The organism is Actinomadura darangshiensis (assembly GCF_004349235.1).
In the GTDB taxonomy this organism is placed as follows: domain Bacteria; phylum Actinomycetota; class Actinomycetes; order Streptosporangiales; family Streptosporangiaceae; genus Spirillospora; species Spirillospora darangshiensis.
The window spans coordinates 21,908-38,269 of sequence record NZ_SMKY01000058.1; the positions used below are offsets into that span (position 1 = coordinate 21,908).

15 protein-coding genes and 2 tRNA genes are annotated in these 16,362 nt (G+C 70.8%); 7 read left to right on the top strand and 10 right to left on the bottom strand.

Translation table 11 applies throughout. The annotated features are described in order from the left end of the window. The first annotated feature begins 44 nt into the window (after window positions 1-44). Window positions 45-668 carry an NADPH-dependent F420 reductase gene (locus E1293_RS15445; RefSeq protein WP_132198086.1) on the top strand — a complete coding sequence of 208 codons (624 nt, stop codon included), beginning with the start codon at window positions 45-47 and terminating at the stop codon, window positions 666-668. A 331-nt stretch (window positions 669-999) separates the two neighbouring features. Beyond that, window positions 1,000-1,272, top strand: a complete 273-nt coding sequence (locus E1293_RS15450) for a hypothetical protein (protein WP_132198087.1) — start codon at window positions 1,000-1,002, stop codon at window positions 1,270-1,272. A 324-nt stretch (window positions 1,273-1,596) separates the two neighbouring features. Here the strand turns inward: E1293_RS15450 and E1293_RS15460 are convergent. Further along, a tRNA-Gly gene (locus tag E1293_RS15460) sits at window positions 1,597-1,667 on the bottom strand. Between the two features lie 120 nt (window positions 1,668-1,787). Here E1293_RS15460 and E1293_RS15465 point away from each other — a divergent pair. Beyond that, a tRNA-Pro gene (locus E1293_RS15465) sits at window positions 1,788-1,861 on the top strand. Between the two features lie 40 nt (window positions 1,862-1,901). Here the strand turns inward: E1293_RS15465 and alaS are convergent. Together alaS and E1293_RS15475 are read right to left on the bottom strand one after the other, a co-directional pair. Then, on the bottom strand, window positions 1,902-4,532 hold the full coding sequence (gene alaS / locus E1293_RS15470; protein ID WP_132198088.1) for an alanine--tRNA ligase: 2,631 nt from the start codon (window positions 4,530-4,532) through the stop codon (window positions 1,902-1,904). A 130-nt stretch (window positions 4,533-4,662) separates the two neighbouring features. Beyond that, window positions 4,663-5,043, bottom strand: a complete 381-nt coding sequence (locus E1293_RS15475; protein WP_165978234.1) for a winged helix-turn-helix transcriptional regulator — start codon at window positions 5,041-5,043, stop codon at window positions 4,663-4,665. A gap of 122 nt (window positions 5,044-5,165) precedes the next feature. Between E1293_RS15475 and E1293_RS15480 the strand changes: the two genes are divergently transcribed. Beyond that, entirely contained in the window at window positions 5,166-5,750 is a 585-nt protein-coding gene (locus tag E1293_RS15480) for a YceI family protein (protein WP_132198090.1), read from the top strand. Here the strand turns inward: E1293_RS15480 and E1293_RS15485 are convergent. The 3 genes from E1293_RS15485 to E1293_RS15495 are packed head-to-tail and all read right to left on the bottom strand — an operon-like array spanning window position 5,747 to window position 7,863. Beyond that, a complete protein-coding gene (locus E1293_RS15485) occupies window positions 5,747-6,430 on the bottom strand; it encodes an HAD family hydrolase (protein WP_132198091.1) in 684 nt (227 codons plus the stop codon). The two genes, E1293_RS15480 and E1293_RS15485, sit on opposite strands and share 4 nt — an antisense overlap. Next, on the bottom strand, window positions 6,427-7,251 hold the full coding sequence (locus E1293_RS15490; RefSeq protein ID WP_132198092.1) for an alpha/beta fold hydrolase: 825 nt from the start codon (window positions 7,249-7,251) through the stop codon (window positions 6,427-6,429). Before E1293_RS15490 ends, E1293_RS15485 begins: the two co-directional genes overlap by 4 nt. A gap of 24 nt (window positions 7,252-7,275) precedes the next feature. After that, the gene (locus tag E1293_RS15495) at window positions 7,276-7,863 is read right to left on the bottom strand and encodes a TetR/AcrR family transcriptional regulator (protein ID WP_132198093.1); all 588 of its coding nucleotides are present in this window, start codon (window positions 7,861-7,863) and stop codon (window positions 7,276-7,278) included. 84 nt (window positions 7,864-7,947) lie between these two features. On the opposite strand from E1293_RS15495, the gene E1293_RS15500 reads away from it, so the two are divergent. Further along, window positions 7,948-8,745: an SDR family NAD(P)-dependent oxidoreductase gene (locus E1293_RS15500; RefSeq protein ID WP_132198094.1), complete on the top strand. Its 798-nt coding sequence runs from the start codon at window positions 7,948-7,950 to the stop codon at window positions 8,743-8,745. 91 nt (window positions 8,746-8,836) lie between these two features. Here E1293_RS15500 and E1293_RS15505 read toward each other — a convergent pair whose 3' ends face one another. Together E1293_RS15505 and E1293_RS15510 are read right to left on the bottom strand one after the other, a co-directional pair. Further along, window positions 8,837-10,669 carry a glycosyl hydrolase family 18 protein gene (locus tag E1293_RS15505; protein WP_132198095.1) on the bottom strand — a complete coding sequence of 611 codons (1,833 nt, stop codon included), beginning with the start codon at window positions 10,667-10,669 and terminating at the stop codon, window positions 8,837-8,839. Window positions 10,670-10,864: 195 nt separating this feature from the next. Then, the gene (locus E1293_RS15510) at window positions 10,865-11,335 is read right to left on the bottom strand and encodes a MarR family winged helix-turn-helix transcriptional regulator (RefSeq protein WP_132198096.1); all 471 of its coding nucleotides are present in this window, start codon (window positions 11,333-11,335) and stop codon (window positions 10,865-10,867) included. Window positions 11,336-11,396: 61 nt separating this feature from the next. Between E1293_RS15510 and E1293_RS15515 the strand changes: the two genes are divergently transcribed. Next, the gene (locus E1293_RS15515) at window positions 11,397-11,813 is read left to right on the top strand and encodes a cupin domain-containing protein (protein ID WP_132198097.1); all 417 of its coding nucleotides are present in this window, start codon (window positions 11,397-11,399) and stop codon (window positions 11,811-11,813) included. Between the two features lie 14 nt (window positions 11,814-11,827). Here the strand turns inward: E1293_RS15515 and E1293_RS15520 are convergent, their stop codons facing one another. Next, window positions 11,828-12,472: a LuxR C-terminal-related transcriptional regulator gene (locus E1293_RS15520; protein WP_132198098.1), complete on the bottom strand. Its 645-nt coding sequence runs from the start codon at window positions 12,470-12,472 to the stop codon at window positions 11,828-11,830. Continuing rightward, on the bottom strand, window positions 12,424-13,710 hold the full coding sequence (locus E1293_RS15525; protein ID WP_243716244.1) for a sensor histidine kinase: 1,287 nt from the start codon (window positions 13,708-13,710) through the stop codon (window positions 12,424-12,426). The genes E1293_RS15520 and E1293_RS15525 overlap by 49 nt, the downstream gene beginning before the upstream one ends. A 205-nt stretch (window positions 13,711-13,915) precedes the next feature. Here E1293_RS15525 and E1293_RS15530 point away from each other — a divergent pair. After that, a partial coding sequence (locus E1293_RS15530; protein ID WP_132198100.1) for a Tex family protein occupies window positions 13,916-16,362 on the top strand: 2,447 nt, incomplete at its 3' end.

Genomic DNA, 16,362 nt, shown 5'->3' on the forward strand with positions numbered 1-16,362 from the left:
GCCACACCAGCGATAGTTCGAGAACAAGGAAGAGAGCACACCTCATGAGCAGCATCAGCATCATCGGCACCGGGAACATGGCCCGTACGATCGGCGCGCGGGCGGTGGCCGGCGGCAACACCGTCGAGGTCATGGGCCGCGATCACGACAAGGCCGCTGACCTGGCCAAGGCTCTCGGCGGCGGCGCCACGACGGGAGAGTGGGGTGCCGTCCCGGCCGGCGACATCGTCATCGTGGCGCTGTTGGCCGACAATGTCGTCCCGGTCGTCGCCCACTACGGAGACGCCCTCGCAGGCAAGGTCATCATTGACATCAGCAACCCCTTCAATGCCACGGCCGACGGTCTGACGCACCGCGAGGTCACCTCGATCGCGCAGGAAGCCGCCAAGGCGGCCCCGGCCAGTGCCAGCGTGGTGAAGGGATTCAACACCATCTTCCGTCATGTCCTGGAGCAGGGCCGGCCCGACGTCTTCATCGCCGGCGACGATGCGCAGGCCAAGGCGATCGTAGAGGCGTTCATCACGAGTCTCGGGCTGCGCCCGATGGACGCCGGCGGCCTGGAGATGGCGCACTGGCTGGAAGGAGCGGGTGTGCTCACCATGGGCCTCGCACGCCACGGGGTAGGGGGCTGGAACTTCGCCCTCGGCGTCACGGAACTCCCCGCCTGAGGAGCGGCTGTCGCCGTCGAGCGCCCGGCCACCAGGCGTGTCCGACCGGCGTGAACGCCCCCAGCGGGAGGCGATCATGCTCAGTGCGTTGTGGCAAAGGGAGTCCCTGTTTTGGCTTGGCGCTGACCACAGGGGACGCGCATCGCTCCGGGGTGCTCGTTCGCGCGAACGGCGAGACGGTGTGACAGAGCTCTTCGTGCGAAGGAGTGCCTCGGCTCGCGGGGGTCCAGGGGGCGGTGGAGCCTGGCGGTGGGGTCCCCTGCTTCGGGCTCGTCCGACCTTCGGGCAACCGCCCCTTCATGCCGCACCTACGAACTGCAAGGCTTGGGGGATGTACGACTGGAACAACGTCGGTGACCCCATCCCGGCCCTGGATGGTTTTGCCGTAGACGATAGGGAGGCGGGGGAGGATTCCACGGTGGTATCCGTAGGTACCGTCATCGGACGCGACATGATCCAGATCGCAGCCTGGGACGACGGTGTTTGCCTCGACGTGGCCCTACTGCTTGACCTTCCGAACGCGCGGGCGCTTCGTGACCGACTGACTCAAGCGATCCAGGCCATCGAAGCCGGGGGCGTGTATGGCGGCGGCGCGACCAGGTGACCGCCGGCGACTGGCGGACGGGGCGGCGGTGGCAGGATGCGCGGCTCGGCGCCGCCGCCCCTTGACGGGTGCCAGCCTTAAAGAGCTGATGTCCAGGATGGGGCACGCCTCGACGCGGGCGGCGCTGATCTACCAGCACGCTAGCCAAGATCGGGACAAGGTCATCGCGGCGGCGCTCGGTGAGGCGTTCAAATTGGCTCGGGCTAGTGACAAGGGCGCGCCGGAACGATCGGGCACGCATCGGGCACGGGAGCGTTAGCGATCATGAGAGACAGCGAGGCCCAGGCGGGGAAACGAGGTTCCTGCCTGGGCCTTTGGGGTGGGAGCGGGCGACGGGAATCGAACCCGCGTAGCCAGTTTGGAAGACTGGGGCTCTACCATTGAGCTACGCCCGCGAGCGGAGCGAGGGACAGGGGTCTCTCGATCGCCATCCCGTAGCGTACAGGGTCGCGGGGGCGGACGAGCCGGGTGGAGCGGGCGGGCCCGATCGGGTCTAGACTTCTCGGGTCATCGTGCGGGCTGTAGCGCAGTTTGGTAGCGCACTGGCTTTGGGTGCCAGGGGTCGTGGGTTCAAATCCCGCCAGCCCGACCCTTGTGCCCCCGTCCCTGGGTGGGACGGGGGCTTTTTCTCATGCGTTGGACGCCAGGAGGGTGCGGGCGTCGGTCGCGGCGGTCGTGAGCGCCTCCGGCAGGTGTTCCGGGTGGCGGCCGCCCGCGTTCGCGAACCGGCCCTTGCCGCCGGCGCCGCCGCCTACCTCGCGGGCCGCGTTGGTGAGGAGGTCGCGGGCGCGGATGGCGGTGTCCGTGCCGGTTGCTGCGACCAGGGTCGCTTTGCCGCTGGATTCGGTTGCCAGGACGACGACGCCTCGCTGGTCGCGGTGGTTGAGGATCGCGGTGGCGAGGGTGCGGAGGTCCGTGCCGGTCAGGTCGGAGATGGAGCGGGTGAGCAGCCAGCCGCCGGGCACTGGTTCGGCTTGGGACGCCAGGTTCGCCGCGTGGGCCTCTAGTTGTTCGCGGTGGAGGGTTTCCAGGGCGTGCTGGGTTTTTGCGAGTGTTTCCAGGCGTTGCCTCAGGCGGTTCGGTGCCTCGTCGGGACGGACGTGGAGGAGCGCCGCCAGTTCGTGCAGGAGGTGGCGGTCGTGGTCGTGGTGGCGTAGGGCGTCGGCGCCGGTGAGCGCTTCTATGCGGCGCAGGCCGGTGCCGATGGACGACTCGCCGACGATGTGGACGGGTCCCGCCTGCGACCCGTGGCCCACGTGGGTGCCGCCGCAGAGTTCGCGGGACGCGTCGCCGATGTCCACGATGCGGACGGTGTCGCCGTACTTCTCGCCGAAGAACGCGAGGGCGCCCGCGGATTCTGCTTTGGCCCGGGTGGTTTCCCAGACGCGGACTTCGGGGTCGTCCAGCAGGTAGCCGTTGACGAGGGTTTGGACGGGGTCGGTTTCGACGGGGGAGAAGTGCGTGAAGTCGAAGCGCAGGCGGCCTGGTTCCACGCGGGAGCCGCGCTGGGTCGCGTGGTCGCCGAGGAGGCGGCGCAGCATCGCGTGCAGGACGTGGGTCGCGCTGTGCGAGCGTGCCGTGGCGGCGCGGCGGTCGGAGTCGACGACCGCTTCCGCCTGGTCGCCGGGGCGCACCTCGCCGTCCAGGATGCGGACGGTGTGCACGTGCAGGCGGTCGAGCCCCAGGTGGGTGTCGAGGACCTGGAGGGTCGCGGAGGACGTCGTGATCGTTCCGGTGTCGCCGACCTGGCCGCCCGATTCCGCGTAGAACGGGCTGCGGGTGAGGATCACCTCGACTTCCTGGCCCTCGTGCGCGGATTGCAGTTCGTCGTGGGAGTCGAGCAGCGCGACGATGGGGGTTTCGGTGGTTTCTGCGGTGTAGCCCGTGAAGTCTGTTGGGCCGTGGGCTGAGGTGATGCGGCGGTAGATGTCCTGGCGTGCGACTGCGTTCGACTTGCGGCTTTGGCCTGCCCGGTGCGCCTGGCGGCGTTGGGTTTCGAGGAGGTCGGTGAAGGCGTCTTCGTCGACGGTGAGGCCGGCCGAGCGTGCCGCGTCGATGGTCAGGTCGATCGGGAAGCCGTAGGTGTCGTGCAGTTCGAACGCCGTCCGGCCCGAGATGGTGGACGTCGCCCGGCCGATCGCCGCGTCGAGGAGCTGGGAGCCCTGGCGCAGGGTCCGCTCGAACGCCTCTTCCTCGGCCGTGACGACCTGCCTGATCAGTGCTGATCGGCGGGTCAGCTCCGGCCACACGCCGCCGAGGTTGTCGATGACGCTGGACGTCAGGGCGGGCAGGACCAGGTCGTCGATGCCGAGTCTGCGCGCGTGCCGGACCGCGCGGCGGGTCAGGCGCCGCAGGACGTAGCCGCGGCCGTCGCGGGCGGGCATGACGCCGTCCGCGATGAGGAACGCGATCGACCGCGCGTGTTCCGCGACGACGCGGAAGGACGTGGAGTCGTCGCTGCCGTCGCGTCCCGGATAGCCGCGTCCCGCCAGGTCTTGGACGAGACGGAAAGTCGGCGCAAGGAGGTCTGTCTCGCATACCGTGTCCACGTTCTGCAGGACTGCTGCGAGACGGTCGAGACCGAGTCCCGTGTCGATGTTCCTTGCGGGGAGCTCGCCGAGAATCGGGTATCCGTCCTTGCCGGAGCCCTCCCCACGGAGGTTCTGCATGAAGACGAGATTCCACAGTTCTTGGTAGCGCTCGCCGTCCACTGCTGGGCCGCCCTCATGCCCGAAGGACGGCCCCCTGTCGTAGTGCAGTTCTGAGGACGGTCCGCATGGGCCGGGTATGCCCATCGACCAGTAGTTGTCCTCCATGCCGAGCCGCTGGATCCGCGCAGAGGGGACACCTACGCGCTGCCAGAGCCGGACGGCCTCGTCGTCGTCCAGGTAGACGGTGACCCAGAGGCGTTCTGGGTCGAGGTTGTAGTGGCGCGTGAAGAGCTCCCACGCCCACGAGATCGCCTCCGCCTTGAAGTAGTCGCCGAAGGAGAAGTTGCCGAGCATCTCGAAGAACGTCGCGTGCCGCGTGGTGCGGCCCACGTTCTCGATGTCGGACGTGCGCGCGCACTTCTGCACGGACACCGCACGGGAGTGTTCCGGTGCGGTCTCGCCGAGGAAGTACGGCTTGAACTGGTTCATGCCCGCGTTCGCCAGCAGAAGCGTGGGATCGGACGGGATCAGCGGGCTGGAGGGAACGACGCGGTGGTCGCGCTCCTGGAAGAACCCAAGGAAGGTCGAGCGAATGTCAGTCGAGCGCATGGGGACGGCCTCACGAGGTCGATGGGATGACGGCGCACACCGCCGAGCCGGGCCGGGCACGACTGCTCGTCCCCCAGCTCGGCGCGGCTAGCTCGCCGTCCCACCTCGTGAATGACCATCGCCGTCGAACCTACCCGACGGCGCTTCCGGGCGGCATCTCGTTTCGGCGGGCGTCGTACTCGGCGCGGGCGGCGTCGATCTGGGCCAGGTGGGACTCGGCCCAGCTGACGAGGGTGCTGGCCGCCTCCATCAGGGTCGCGCCCATCGGGGTGAGCGAGTACTCCACGCGCGGCGGCACGACGGGGTAGACGGTCCGGATGACGATGCCGTCGCGTTCCAGGCCGCGCAGCGTGACGGTGAGCATCCGCTGGCTGATGCCGTCGATCTCGCGCTTCAGCTCGGTGAACCGCTTGGTGCGCTCGCCGAGCAGCGAGATCACCTGCAGCGACCACTTGTCGCCGACCCGGTCGAGGATCTCGCGGGCGCGGCACCCGATCTCCGTGTGCTCCATGGTTCTCTCCAGGTGACCGGGGCAGGAAAAAGTGCCTTCTTGTGCCGACTCCGAGGGTGTCCGCACCATGGAGACGGTTCCTGATCGGAACCGCCTTACCATTCATAACCCTAGGAGACACCATGACGGCCGAGCTCGTCGAGATCCCCGGCTATGTCGCCGGAACCTGGACCATCGACCCCGCCCACTCCGGCGTCGGCTTCACGATCCGCCATCTCATGGTCAGCAGGGTCCGCGGCCGCTTCGGGACGTTCGAGGGGACGATCGTGACCGGCGCCGACGTGCTGGACTCGTCGGTGACCGCGACCATCGACCTGACCTCGATCGACACCGGCAACGCGCAGCGCGACGAGCATGTGCGGTCCGCCGACTTCCTGGACGTCGCGCAGTACCCCGCGATGACCTACCGCTCCACCGGCCTGCGCCCCGACGGCGGCGACCACGTCCTGGACGGCGAGCTGACGCTGCGCGGCATCACCAAGCGCGTCCCGCTGAAGCTGGAGGTCGGCGGCTTCGGCCCCGACCCGTTCCGGCAGGACGACCCGTTCAAGGGCGCCCGCGCCGGGTTCACCGCGACCGGCGAGATCAGCCGGCTGGAGTTCGGCGTCGGCGACACCACCAGGGTCCCGGGCGGCAACGGGCTCGGGCTGGGGGAGAAGGTGCAGATCGTCCTGGAGATCGAGGCGGTCCTCCAGACCGAGGACTAGTCCGTAAGGAGCGCGGGAAGTGCGTCCAGGGTCGTGATGCGCGGGACGTCCAGGGCGTCCGGCGCGGGATCGCCGGAGCGGTCGAGCCACACTCCGGTCAGTCCCGCGGCGGCAGCGCCCTGGGCGTCGGTGCTGAGCCGGTCGCCGACGTAGGCGGCGGCCTCGGGCGGGACGCCGAGGGCCGCGCACGCGGTCGCGAAGATCCCGGCGGCGGGCTTGGCGGTGCCGGTCTCGCTGGACGCGACGACGAGCGGCAGCCGGCCGGCGAACCCGATCCGCCGGACCTTCGCGCGCTGCTGGCCCGCGTCCCCGTTCGTGATCACCCCGAGTCGCAGCCCGCGCGCCGCGAGGACGTCCAGGGCCGGCTCCGCGTCGGGGAACGGGCGCCAGGCGGCCTCGTACAGCGCCAGGAACCCGGCCATCCAGGCGTCGGCGCGGCCGTCGTCCCAGTCGCCGAGGCCCAGGTCGCGGGCCAGCGCGACGATCCGGGCGCGGCGCTGCTCGGGATAGGTCAGCTCGCCCGCCAGGTACCGGTCGACGGCCTCCTCGGTCAGCTCCATCCAGCGCGGGACGAGCCACGCCGGGTCCGCGTCCGGGAACGAGCCGGTGATCGCCTCGGCCGCGGCGCCCTCGTGGTCGAGCAGCGTCCCGTCCAGGTCGAACAGCACGGCGCTGATCATGAGAGGTGGCCGAGGAGCGCCGCCGTCAGCTCGGCGGGCGCGTCCTCCTGCACGAGGTGCCCGGCCCCCTCGATCAGGTGGAGACGCGAGCCGGGGACGAGATCGGCGAGCTCGTGGCCCTTGGCTTGCGGGATCCAGGTGTCCTCGGCACCCCAGCAGATCAGGACCGGGAGAGACAGCTCGCCGTACCGGCCCTGGACCTCGTCGGTGTAGCGCTGGCCGGCCTGCGCGATCTGCCGGTAGAACGCGGGCTGCCCGGCGTCCCCGAGCCAGGGCGACACCAGCGCGTCGAGGGCGGCCGGGTGCAGGCCGCGGTGGCTCGCGGACGTCACGTACTCCCGGACGAGGGCGCCGTGCAGCGCGGGCGGGAGCTGCTCGAACACCTCCGCGTTCGCGCCGACGAGCCGGAAGAACGGCGACCCCCACGGCGCGAGGGCGACCGGGTCGACCAGCGCGAGACGGCGATAGCGGGCACCGTGCAGCAAATGCGCCCGCAGAGCGACGGCACCGCCGAAGTCGTGTGCGACGACGGACGGCTCGTCCAAGCCCCAGAATTCCAGCAGCCCAGTGAAGACCTTGCCTTGCGCGGCGAGCGAGACGTCTTGCCCGTCGCTCATCTCGGACGTCCCATAGCCCGGCATGTCCCAGACGTACACGCGGTGGGTCGCCGCCAGAGCGCGCGCGACACCACGCCACACATAGGACGAGAACGGTGTGCCGTGCAGAAGGACTACCGGGTCCGCACCCTCGTCCCCGAGCACGTCCCACCGGACCTCACCCGAGTCGCTCTGGTGGGTCTTGCGCAGCGTCCAATCCTGCAAGGGAGCTCCTAACGTCATACAGGTTCAGCCGAACCCGTGTGATTCGGCGAGTACGCGGGCCGCCTCCACGACGGCCGCGCGGCGGCGCGCGAAGGCGGCCGCCTCGTCCTCCTCGTCCAGGATCATCCGACGCAGCTGCGGGACCGCGAAGTTCCACGCGATGAGGCCGAAGACGGTGAAGATCAGGTCCTGCACGTCCCGCGACCGGCCGGATTGCGCCGCCTGCGGCCCCGCGAAGGCGTCGGCCTTCCGCCGGAACCCCTCGCGGCGCTCGCCCTCGCCGTGCACCTCGCCCCGCGTCTCCAGGGCCTCCCAGAGCAGGAGCCGGATCAGCTCCGGATGCTCCTGGTACCAGTCGAACAGCCGGCCCACCGACTCCGACACGCAGCCGGGATCGATCTCGGAGGCGTTGCCGATCTCCTCCATCTTGGCGCGCACCACGGCGCCGAACAGCTTCTCCTTGCCGCCGAAGTACAGGTAGATGGCCTGCTTGTTGGCCCTGGCCTCGGTCGCGATGCGCTCGATGCGGGCGCCCGCGAGCCCGTGCGCGGAGAACTCGGCGGTCGCGGCCTGGAAGATCCGCCGCCTGGTGGCCTCCGCGTCGTAGGTCATGCCCCGGATTAAACCACCCGGTTGACTTGGGCGGTCCCGGCGGGGGAGACTAAACAAAACAGATGGTTTATTCAGGAGGACTTCATGACCACGACGACGGAACCCGCTCCGGTCCGCGCACCGCTCCCGTCGAACCTCGCGGGACGGACGGCGGTGCTCCTCGGCGGCACGTCCGGCATCGGCCTGGCCGCGGGCGAGTTGCTCGCCGCCTCCGGCGCCCGGATCGTCCTCGCAGGCCGCGACAAGGCGCGCCTCGACGCCGCCGTTGGCCGGGTGAGCGCGGCCGGGACGGCGGCCGAAGTGCACGGGATGACCGCCGACGCCACCGACGAGGAGGCGCTGGAGGCGGTCTTCCGGCGCGCCGGCACCGTCGACCATGTCCTGGTGACGGCCGGCGGCCCGTCCGGGGTGGGCCCCATCACCGAGCTGACCGGCGATGCCGTGCGGGCCGCCATCCAGACCCCGGCGTGGACCGCGGCCGCCGTCGCGCGCGCCGCCGTCCCGCACCTGGCCCCGGGCGGGTCGATCACGCTGGCCTCGGGCATCCTCGTGGCCCGGCCGCGGCCGGGCATGACCGCGTCGATCTCCTCGGCCGGCGCCGTGGAGACGCTCGCCCGCGCGCTGGCCGTCGAGTTCGCGCCGGCCCGCGTCCGGGTCAACGCGATCCGGTTCGGCGCGATGGACACGCCCCTGCTGCGGAGGAACTACGGGGCCGCGGCCGGCCCGGAGGGCGACGCGGCGATGGCCGAGGCCGGGCGGGGCCTGCCACTCGGACGGTTCGGGACGGCCGAGGAGGCCGCCTCCGCCGCGCTGTTCCTCATGGCCAACACCTACATGAGCGGCGAGGTCCTCACGGTGGACGGAGGCCAGTCCCTGCTGTGAGAAAGGGACGGGCCCCTGACCGGCGTCCGGTTGGTCAGGGGCCCGAAGTCTCGGCTGTCTGAGGGGCTGGGAGTCCCCTTCTGCGAACAGCTCAGCCGAGACCGCTCCTCATCGCGGTGATCAGCTCACCGCCCGGCGTGTCACCGGTGAGTTCCCAGAAGAAGGCGCCGCCGAGACCCTGGTCCTTGGCGAAACCCATCTTCCCCTGGATGGTGGACGGGGTGTCGTAGCTCCACCACTCGCTGCCGCACTTGGCGTAGGCGGTTCCGGCAAAGGTGCCGGTGGCGGGGCACTTGCTCTTCAGGACCTTGTAGTCCTCGATGCCGGCCTCGTAGGTCCCGGGCGCGGCGCCGGTCGCGGTGCCGCCCGGCTCGCTCTGGGTGACGCCCGTCCAGCCGCGGCCGTAGAAGCCGATGCCGACCAGCAGCTTGTTCGCCGGGACGCCCTTGGCCTTCAGCTTGGAGATGGTGTCGGTGGTGTTGAAGCCCGCGTGCGGGATGCCCGGGTAGGACGTGAGCGGCGAGTGCGGAGCCGTCGGTCCCTGGGCGTCCCAGGCGCCGAAGTAGTCGTAGGTCATGGGGTTGTACCAGTCGACGTACTCGGCGCCGCCCGCGTAGTCGGTCACGTCCATCTTGCCGCCGTCGCTGGCGTCGGCGGTGATCGCGGCGGTCACGAGGTTGCTCGACCCGAACTTGCTTCGCAGCGCGGACAGGACGTTCTTCAGCGCGTTCGGCCCGCTGGTGTCGCAGGACAGGCCGCAGGCGTTCGGGTACTCCCAGTCGATGTCGATGCCGTCGAACACGTCCGCCCAGCGCGGGTCCTCGACCAGGTTGTAGCAGGACTCGGCGAACGCGGCCGGGTTCTGCGCGGCCTGGCCGAAGCCGCCGGACCATGTCCAGCCGCCGAACGACCAGATGATCTTCAGGTTCGGGTGCAGCTTCTTCAGCTTGCGGAGCTGGTTGAAGCTGCCGCGCAGCGGCTGGTCCCAGGTGTCGGCGACGCCGTCGACGCTCTGGTCGGCGGTGTAGGCCTTCTCGTAGTCGGCGTAGCTGTCGCCGACGGTGCACTTGCCGCCCTGGACGTTGCCGAACGCGTAGTTGATGTGCGTCAGCTTGCCGGCGGACCCGCTCGTCTCGATGTTCTTGACGTGGTAGTTGCGCTGGTAGACGCCCCACTCGGCGAAGTAGCCGACGATCTTGTTCCCGGCGGTGGGGTTGTCGCCGCCGCCCTCGGCGGTGGTGACCGGCACGGCGGCCGACGCGGGGGAGGTGTTCCCGGCGGCGTCCTTGGCCTTGACGGTGAAGGTGTAGGCGGTCTTGGCCGACAGCCCGCCGATGGTCGCGCCGGTACCCGTCACCGAGGTGGCCTTGGTGCTGCCGTTGTAGACGTCGTAACCGGTGACGCCCACATTGTCGGTCGAGGCGCTCCACGACAGCGTCACGCTCGTGGCGGTCTTGCCCGTGGACTTGAGGCCGGACGGAGCCGAGGGGGCCTCGGTGTCGTCCTGGGGCGTTCCAGAGCCGTCGCAGGACGCGCCGTTGATCGTGCAGCCGGTGAACCAGCCGGACCCGCTGCCGCCGAACCCGAAGCTGGCGCTCGCGCCCGCCGCGATCGTCCCGTTCCAGCCGGCGTTGCTGAATGTGTAGTGGTTGCCGGAGACGGTCTTCGTCGCGTTCCACACGTTGCCGATGGACGTCCCCGAAGGCAGGTCCGCCTCCAGCTTCCAGCTGCCGACGGAGGAGCCGGTTCCGTTCGTGATCGTGCAGCTTCCGTCGAAGCCGGTGCCCCAGTCGGAGCCCTTCTTGCAGGTGGCGGTGACGGTCCCCGCCGACGACGCCGGTGGCGCCGTGAGCAGGGCGGTGGCCACCGCCAGAGTCGCTGCGCCGGCGAGCGCGATGGCCCGCCGGCCGCCCGGTCGTGACATGATTCTCCGTTCGGTCCGGCCCCCGAAACAAACAGGAATCCCCGCTCACTCTTAGGAAACTTTCCTAAGAATTGGGCAGATCGTAACCGGCCGGAACCCCGCGGACAAGGGCTCGGTCCGAAGGGGCGGGTGAACGATGGGGGTGGTCTAAGCGGCTGCCTGCGGTCATACGGTCACCGGCGCGCCGGAGAAAGTTCAGGCCGTCCCGAACCAGCCCGGCATGTCCAGCCGCCAGATGTCGGCGAGCGTCATCCGGCGCAGGTCGCCCTCCAGGGCCCGGACGCGGTCGGCGCCGAGGTGCGCGACCCAGTCGCCCCGGATCCGGTCGAAGATCCGCTCGGACCGGACGAGCGAGTCCACCCCCCGCGCGGTCAGCCGGACGATCTTGCGCCGGGCGTCCCGCGGGTCGGCGCCGCGCTCGACGTAGCCCAGCCGCTCAAGGGACTCGACCATCTTGCCCGCGGCCTGCTTGGACACCCCGAGCCGGCGGCCGAGCTCCACGGCCGTGGTGCCGTCCGGGCCGATCGCCTGGAAGACGAACCCGTGCATCGGGCGCAGGTCGGGATGGCCCTCCCGGGCCAGCTCGGCGTGCACCTCGTCGACGATCACGCGGAAGGCGACGAAGAGGCGCAGCGGCAGCTCGAAGCCCGGGGGATCGCTTGACATAAAAGACAACCTCATTGACTATATGGACAACCACATTGTCCAACTTAGGGGATCGGGACCCATGACGCTCATCCGCGACACCGAAAGCCGCCGCACCGAGACGCCCAACGGCGTCATGACCACCTTCGCGACACCGACGCAGGGCGGCACCGAGGGCATCGCCCTCTGGCGCGTCGACATGGAGCCGGGCAGGACCGGCCCGCTGCACGCCTTCGACACCGAGCAGGTGTGGACGTTCCTGGACGGCGCCGCCACCGTCGACCTGGACGGACGCAAGCTGGAGGCGGGCCCCGGCGACACCGTCGTCCTGCCCCCCGGCCTGCCCCGCCAGATGACGACCGGCGACTCCGGGTTCACCGCCGTCGTCGCCGCCCACGCCGGCTGCCTCGCCTACGACCCGGACGCCCTGGTCGACGACACCAGGTGCGAGCTCGCACCCCAGGGCGACGAGCGGATCGTCCCGCCCTGGGCGCGGTGACCAGGCGGGGATGATCAGGTGCCGAGGTAGGCGAGCACGGCCAGTACGCGGCGGTTGTCGTCCTCCGACGGCGGCAGCCCGAGCTTGCCGAAGATGCTGTTGGTGTGCTTGCTGATCGCCTTCTCGGTGACGAACAGCTTCCCGGCGATCGCCGCGTTCGTGCGGCCCTCCGCCATCAGCCCGAGCACCTCGCGCTCGCGGGGGGTCAGCTGCTGCAGCGGCTCCTCGCGGGTGTGCCGGGTGAGCAGCTGGGACACCACGTCCGGGTCGAGGGCGGTGCCGCCGCCCGCGACCCGGCGCACCGCCTCGACGAAGACCTTCACGTCCGACACGCGGTCCTTCAGCAGGTAGCCGATGCCGCCCGTGCTGTCGGACAGCAGCTCCCGCGCGTACAGCTGCTCCACGTGCTGCGACAGCACCAGCACCGGCAGCCCCGGGATCTGCTTGCGGGCCTCCAGCGCGGCCCGCAGCCCCTCGTCGGTGAACGTCGGCGGGAGCCGCACGTCGACGACCGCGACGTCCGGGCGGTGCGCGGTCAGCGCCCGCAGCAGCGACGGCCCGTTGTCCACCGCCTCGACGACCTCGAAGTCGAACGCGCCGAGCAGGCGGATCAGCCCGTCTCGGAGGAGGGCGAGATCTTCGGCGATGACAACGCGCACGGCAGCTCCATGGTCACGACGGTCGGCCCGCCGGGCGGGCTCGTCACCGCCATCGTCCCATCGAACGCCGCGAGCCTGCGCTCGATCCCGCGCATGCCGCTGCCGGCCGCGGGGTCGGCGCCGCCCGTCCCGTCGTCTCCGATGATCATGAGCAGCCGGCCGCCGGAGTGCTCGATCTGCAGCCAGGCCCGCCGCGCCGCCGAGTGCTTGACCACGTTGGCGAGGATCTCCGCGACCGCGAAGTAGGAGGCCGACTCCACCGGCGCGTCCGCCCGTCCCGGCAGGTCGATCTGGACGTCCACCGGCAGCGGCAGGGTCAGCGCGAGGGCGCGGACGGCCCCGTCCAGGCCGCGCTCGGCCAGCACCGGCGGATGGATGCCGCGGACCAGGTCGCGCAGCTCCGTCAGCGCCGTGCCGCTCGACTCGCGCGCCTCCGCCAACAGCTTCTGCGCGGTCTCGGGGTCGTGCTTCATCATCTCCTCGGCCAGGCCGATGTTCATGCTCAGCGCGACCAGCCGGGCCTGCGCGCCGTCGTGCAGGTCCCGCTCGATGCGGCGCAGCTCGGCGGCCGAGACGTCCACCGTCTCCGACCGGGTCTCGGTGAGCCGCTGGACGCGCTCGGTCAGTGCCTCCCGCGTCGGTGCCAGGAGGGACTGGCAGAACAGCGCGTGCACCTTCAGGAAGGCCGGCCCCAGCGGGACGGCCGCCGCCGTCAGCCCGGCACCCAGCACGACCGAGCCGACGATGCCGACGACGCCGTAGTCGTCCAGCGTCCAGAACGGCCCCCACCCGTAGTCGGCGACCATCGCGACCCACGGCGCGACGAACACGCCCTCCAGCCCGTAGAGCGCCATACCGGCCGCGAGGATCCCGAGGACCAGCGCGATCGGCACGTTCAGCAGCGTCCACAGCAGGTCGCGCCACGAGGCCGGGTCGGTGAGGACCCACCCCAGCCGCCGGAACGGCCCCTTCCCCTCCGGCTCCGGCCGGTACGGGACGGGGATCTTCACGCCCGACCACTCGGCCGCCCACGCCCGCTGCTGGTTCGCGATCGACCGGATCGTCTGGAACACCATCGGCACCATGACGACGCCCGCGCCCAGCGGGATGAACGCGAGCGACAGCACCGCCAGGATGAACAGCGGCAGGTTCACCGTGTACGCCAGCACGATCTGGACGAGCCCGCGGACGAAGGAGGTGAGGGCGCGGCGCCCGTAGCCGCGGAGTAGCTCGCTCACCGGTTCCTCCAAGGAAAATCGCCGTGCCTGTGGACGTCCACCATTGTGGCCGGTGCCCGTCCGGGCATCGGTGGTGCTAGACCCCCTCTTCGCGCCCGGACACGGTGGAGTTAGACCTACCGTCATTCGAGCGGTGACAAGACAACCGGCCCCGTTCCCTGCACAATGCTCTGGCGACACCCAGGGGAGAAAGCGAATCCAAGCTGTGACAGCCACCATCAGCCAGACGTCCGGCGGCCAGGGCCCCGAGCCCGCCATCCGGCCCATCAACGAGCGCATCGCCGAGGAGATCGGCGTCCGCGACGGGCAGGTGCGGGTCGCGGTGGACCTGCTCGACGGCGGGGCGACCGTCCCGTTCATCGCCCGCTACCGCAAGGAGGCGACCGGCGCGCTCGACGACGCGCAGCTGCGCGCGCTGGAGGAGCGGCTGCGCTACCTGCGCGAGCTGGACGAGCGCCGCGCCGCGATCCTGGAGTCGGTGGAGTCGCAGGGCAAGCTCACCGCCGAGCTGCGCGCCCAGATCATGACGGCCGACTCCAAGGCCCGGCTGGAGGACATCTACCTCCCGTACAAGCCGAAGCGGCGCACCAAGGCGCAGATCGCCCGCGAGGCCGGCCTCGAACCGCTCGCCGAGCTGCTGTTCGACGACCCGTCCCGCGATCCGCAGGCCGAGGCCGCCGCCTTCGTGGACGCCGAGAAGGGCGTCGCCGACGCGGCCGCCGCGCTGGAGGGCGCCCGCGCCATCCTCGTCGAGCGGTTCGCCGAGGACGCCGACCTCATCGGCGCATTGCGCGAGCGCATATGGAACCAGGGCCGGATGCTCTCGCGCGTCCGGGACGGCAAGCAGGAGACCGGCGCGAAGTTCTCCGACTACTTCGAGTTCTCCGAGCCGTTCGCGAAGCTGCCGTCGCATCGCGTCCTCGCGCTGTTCCGGGGAGAGAAGGAAGAGGTCCTCGACCTCGACCTGGAGCCCGAAGAGGCCGACGACAGTGCCGCGCGCAGCTCCTACGAGGTGGAGATCGCGCGCCGGTTCCAGATCACCGACCAGGGGCGTCCGGGCGACAAGTGGCTGTCGGACGCGGTCCGCTGGGCCTGGCGCACCCGGATCCTCGTCCACCTCGGCATCGACATGCGCACCCGGCTGCGGCAGGAGGCCGAGGACGAGGCGGTCCGCGTGTTCGCCGCGAACCTGCGCGACCTGCTGCTCGCCGCGCCCGCCGGCACCCGCGCCACCATGGGCCTCGACCCGGGCCTGCGCACCGGCGTCAAGGTCGCCATCGTGGACGACACCGGCAAGGCCGTCGCCACCGACACGATCTTCCCCCACGAGCCGCGCCGGAAGTGGGACGAGTCGATCGAGACGCTCGCGAGGCTCGCCCGCGAGCACAAGGTCGACCTCGTCTCCATCGGCAACGGCACCGCGTCCCGCGAGACCGACAAGCTCGCCGCCGACCTGATGGCCCGGCACCCCGACCTCAAGCTCACCAAGATCATGGTGTCGGAGGCGGGCGCGTCGGTGTACTCGGCGTCGGAGTACGCGAGCCGCGAGCTGCCCGGCATGGACGTCTCGCTGCGCGGCGCCGTCTCCATCGCCCGCCGCCTCCAGGACCCGCTCGCCGAGCTCGTCAAGATCGACCCCAAGTCGATCGGCGTCGGCCAGTACCAGCACGACATCTCCGAGGTGAAGCTGTCGCGCTCCCTCGACGCCGTCGTCGAGGACTGCGTGAACGCGGTCGGCGTCGACGTCAACACCGCGTCCGCGCCGCTGCTCACCCGCGTGTCCGGCATCGGCGAGGGCCTCGCCGACAACATCGTCGCGCACCGCGACGCCAACGGCCCGTTCCGCAGCCGCGGCGGGCTGAAGGACGTCGCGCGGCTCGGCCCGAAGGCGTTCGAGCAGTGCGCCGGCTTCCTGCGCATCCCCGGCGGCGACGACCCGCTCGACGCGTCCAGCGTGCACCCGGAGGCCTACCCCGTCGTCCGCCGGATCCTGGACACCGCCGGCAACGACATCAAGGGGCTCATCGGCAACACCGCCGTCCTGCGCGCGCTGAAGCCGGCGGAGTTCGTCGACGGCACGTTCGGGCTGCCGACCGTCACCGACATCCTCGCCGAGCTGGAGAAGCCCGGCCGCGACCCGCGCCCCGCGTTCAAGACCGCCACGTTCAAGGAGGGCGTCGACAAGCTCGGCGACCTCGAACCCGGCATGCTCCTGGAGGGCGTCGTCACCAACGTCGCCGCGTTCGGCGCCTTCGTGGACGTCGGCGTCCACCAGGACGGCCTCGTCCACATCTCCGCGATGTCGGACAAGTTCGTCTCCGACCCGCGCGATGTCGTCAAGCCCGGCGACATCGTCCGGGTGAAGGTCCTGGACGTCGACCTGCCGCGCAAGCGCATCTCGCTCACCCTGCGGCTGGACGACGAGCCCGGTGCCGGCAAGCAGGCCGGTGGCAGGCAGAGCGGCGGCAGGCAGGGAGGCGGCCGGCAGGGCGGTGGCCGCCCGAGCGGCGATGGGCAGGGCCGCGACCAGCAGGGCGGCGGAGGGCGCGGCGAGCAGCGCGACCGCGGCGGACGCCCGACCCGCGGCGGCCCGAACCAGAACCAGCGCGGCGGCCAGAACCGGGGCGGCCAGCGCGGCGGCGGTCAAGGAGG

What these genes read in the sequence shown, in the direction of transcription:
- E1293_RS15445 (WP_132198086.1), top strand. Translation starts at nt 45, where the DNA reads ATGAGCAGCATCAGCATCATCGGCACCGGGAACATGGCCCGTACGATC.
- E1293_RS15450 (WP_132198087.1), top strand. Translation starts at nt 1,000, where the DNA reads ATGTACGACTGGAACAACGTCGGTGACCCCATCCCGGCCCTGGATGGT.
- alaS (WP_132198088.1), bottom strand. Translation starts at nt 4,532, where the DNA reads ATGCGCTCGACTGACATTCGCTCGACCTTCCTTGGGTTCTTCCAGGAG.
- E1293_RS15475 (WP_165978234.1), bottom strand. Translation starts at nt 5,043, where the DNA reads ATGGAGCACACGGAGATCGGGTGCCGCGCCCGCGAGATCCTCGACCGG.
- E1293_RS15480 (WP_132198090.1), top strand. Translation starts at nt 5,166, where the DNA reads ATGACGGCCGAGCTCGTCGAGATCCCCGGCTATGTCGCCGGAACCTGG.
- E1293_RS15485 (WP_132198091.1), bottom strand. Translation starts at nt 6,430, where the DNA reads ATGATCAGCGCCGTGCTGTTCGACCTGGACGGGACGCTGCTCGACCAC.
- E1293_RS15495 (WP_132198093.1), bottom strand. Translation starts at nt 7,863, where the DNA reads ATGACCTACGACGCGGAGGCCACCAGGCGGCGGATCTTCCAGGCCGCG.
- E1293_RS15500 (WP_132198094.1), top strand. Translation starts at nt 7,948, where the DNA reads ATGACCACGACGACGGAACCCGCTCCGGTCCGCGCACCGCTCCCGTCG.
- E1293_RS15505 (WP_132198095.1), bottom strand. Translation starts at nt 10,669, where the DNA reads ATGTCACGACCGGGCGGCCGGCGGGCCATCGCGCTCGCCGGCGCAGCG.
- E1293_RS15510 (WP_132198096.1), bottom strand. Translation starts at nt 11,335, where the DNA reads ATGTCAAGCGATCCCCCGGGCTTCGAGCTGCCGCTGCGCCTCTTCGTC.
- E1293_RS15515 (WP_132198097.1), top strand. Translation starts at nt 11,397, where the DNA reads ATGACGCTCATCCGCGACACCGAAAGCCGCCGCACCGAGACGCCCAAC.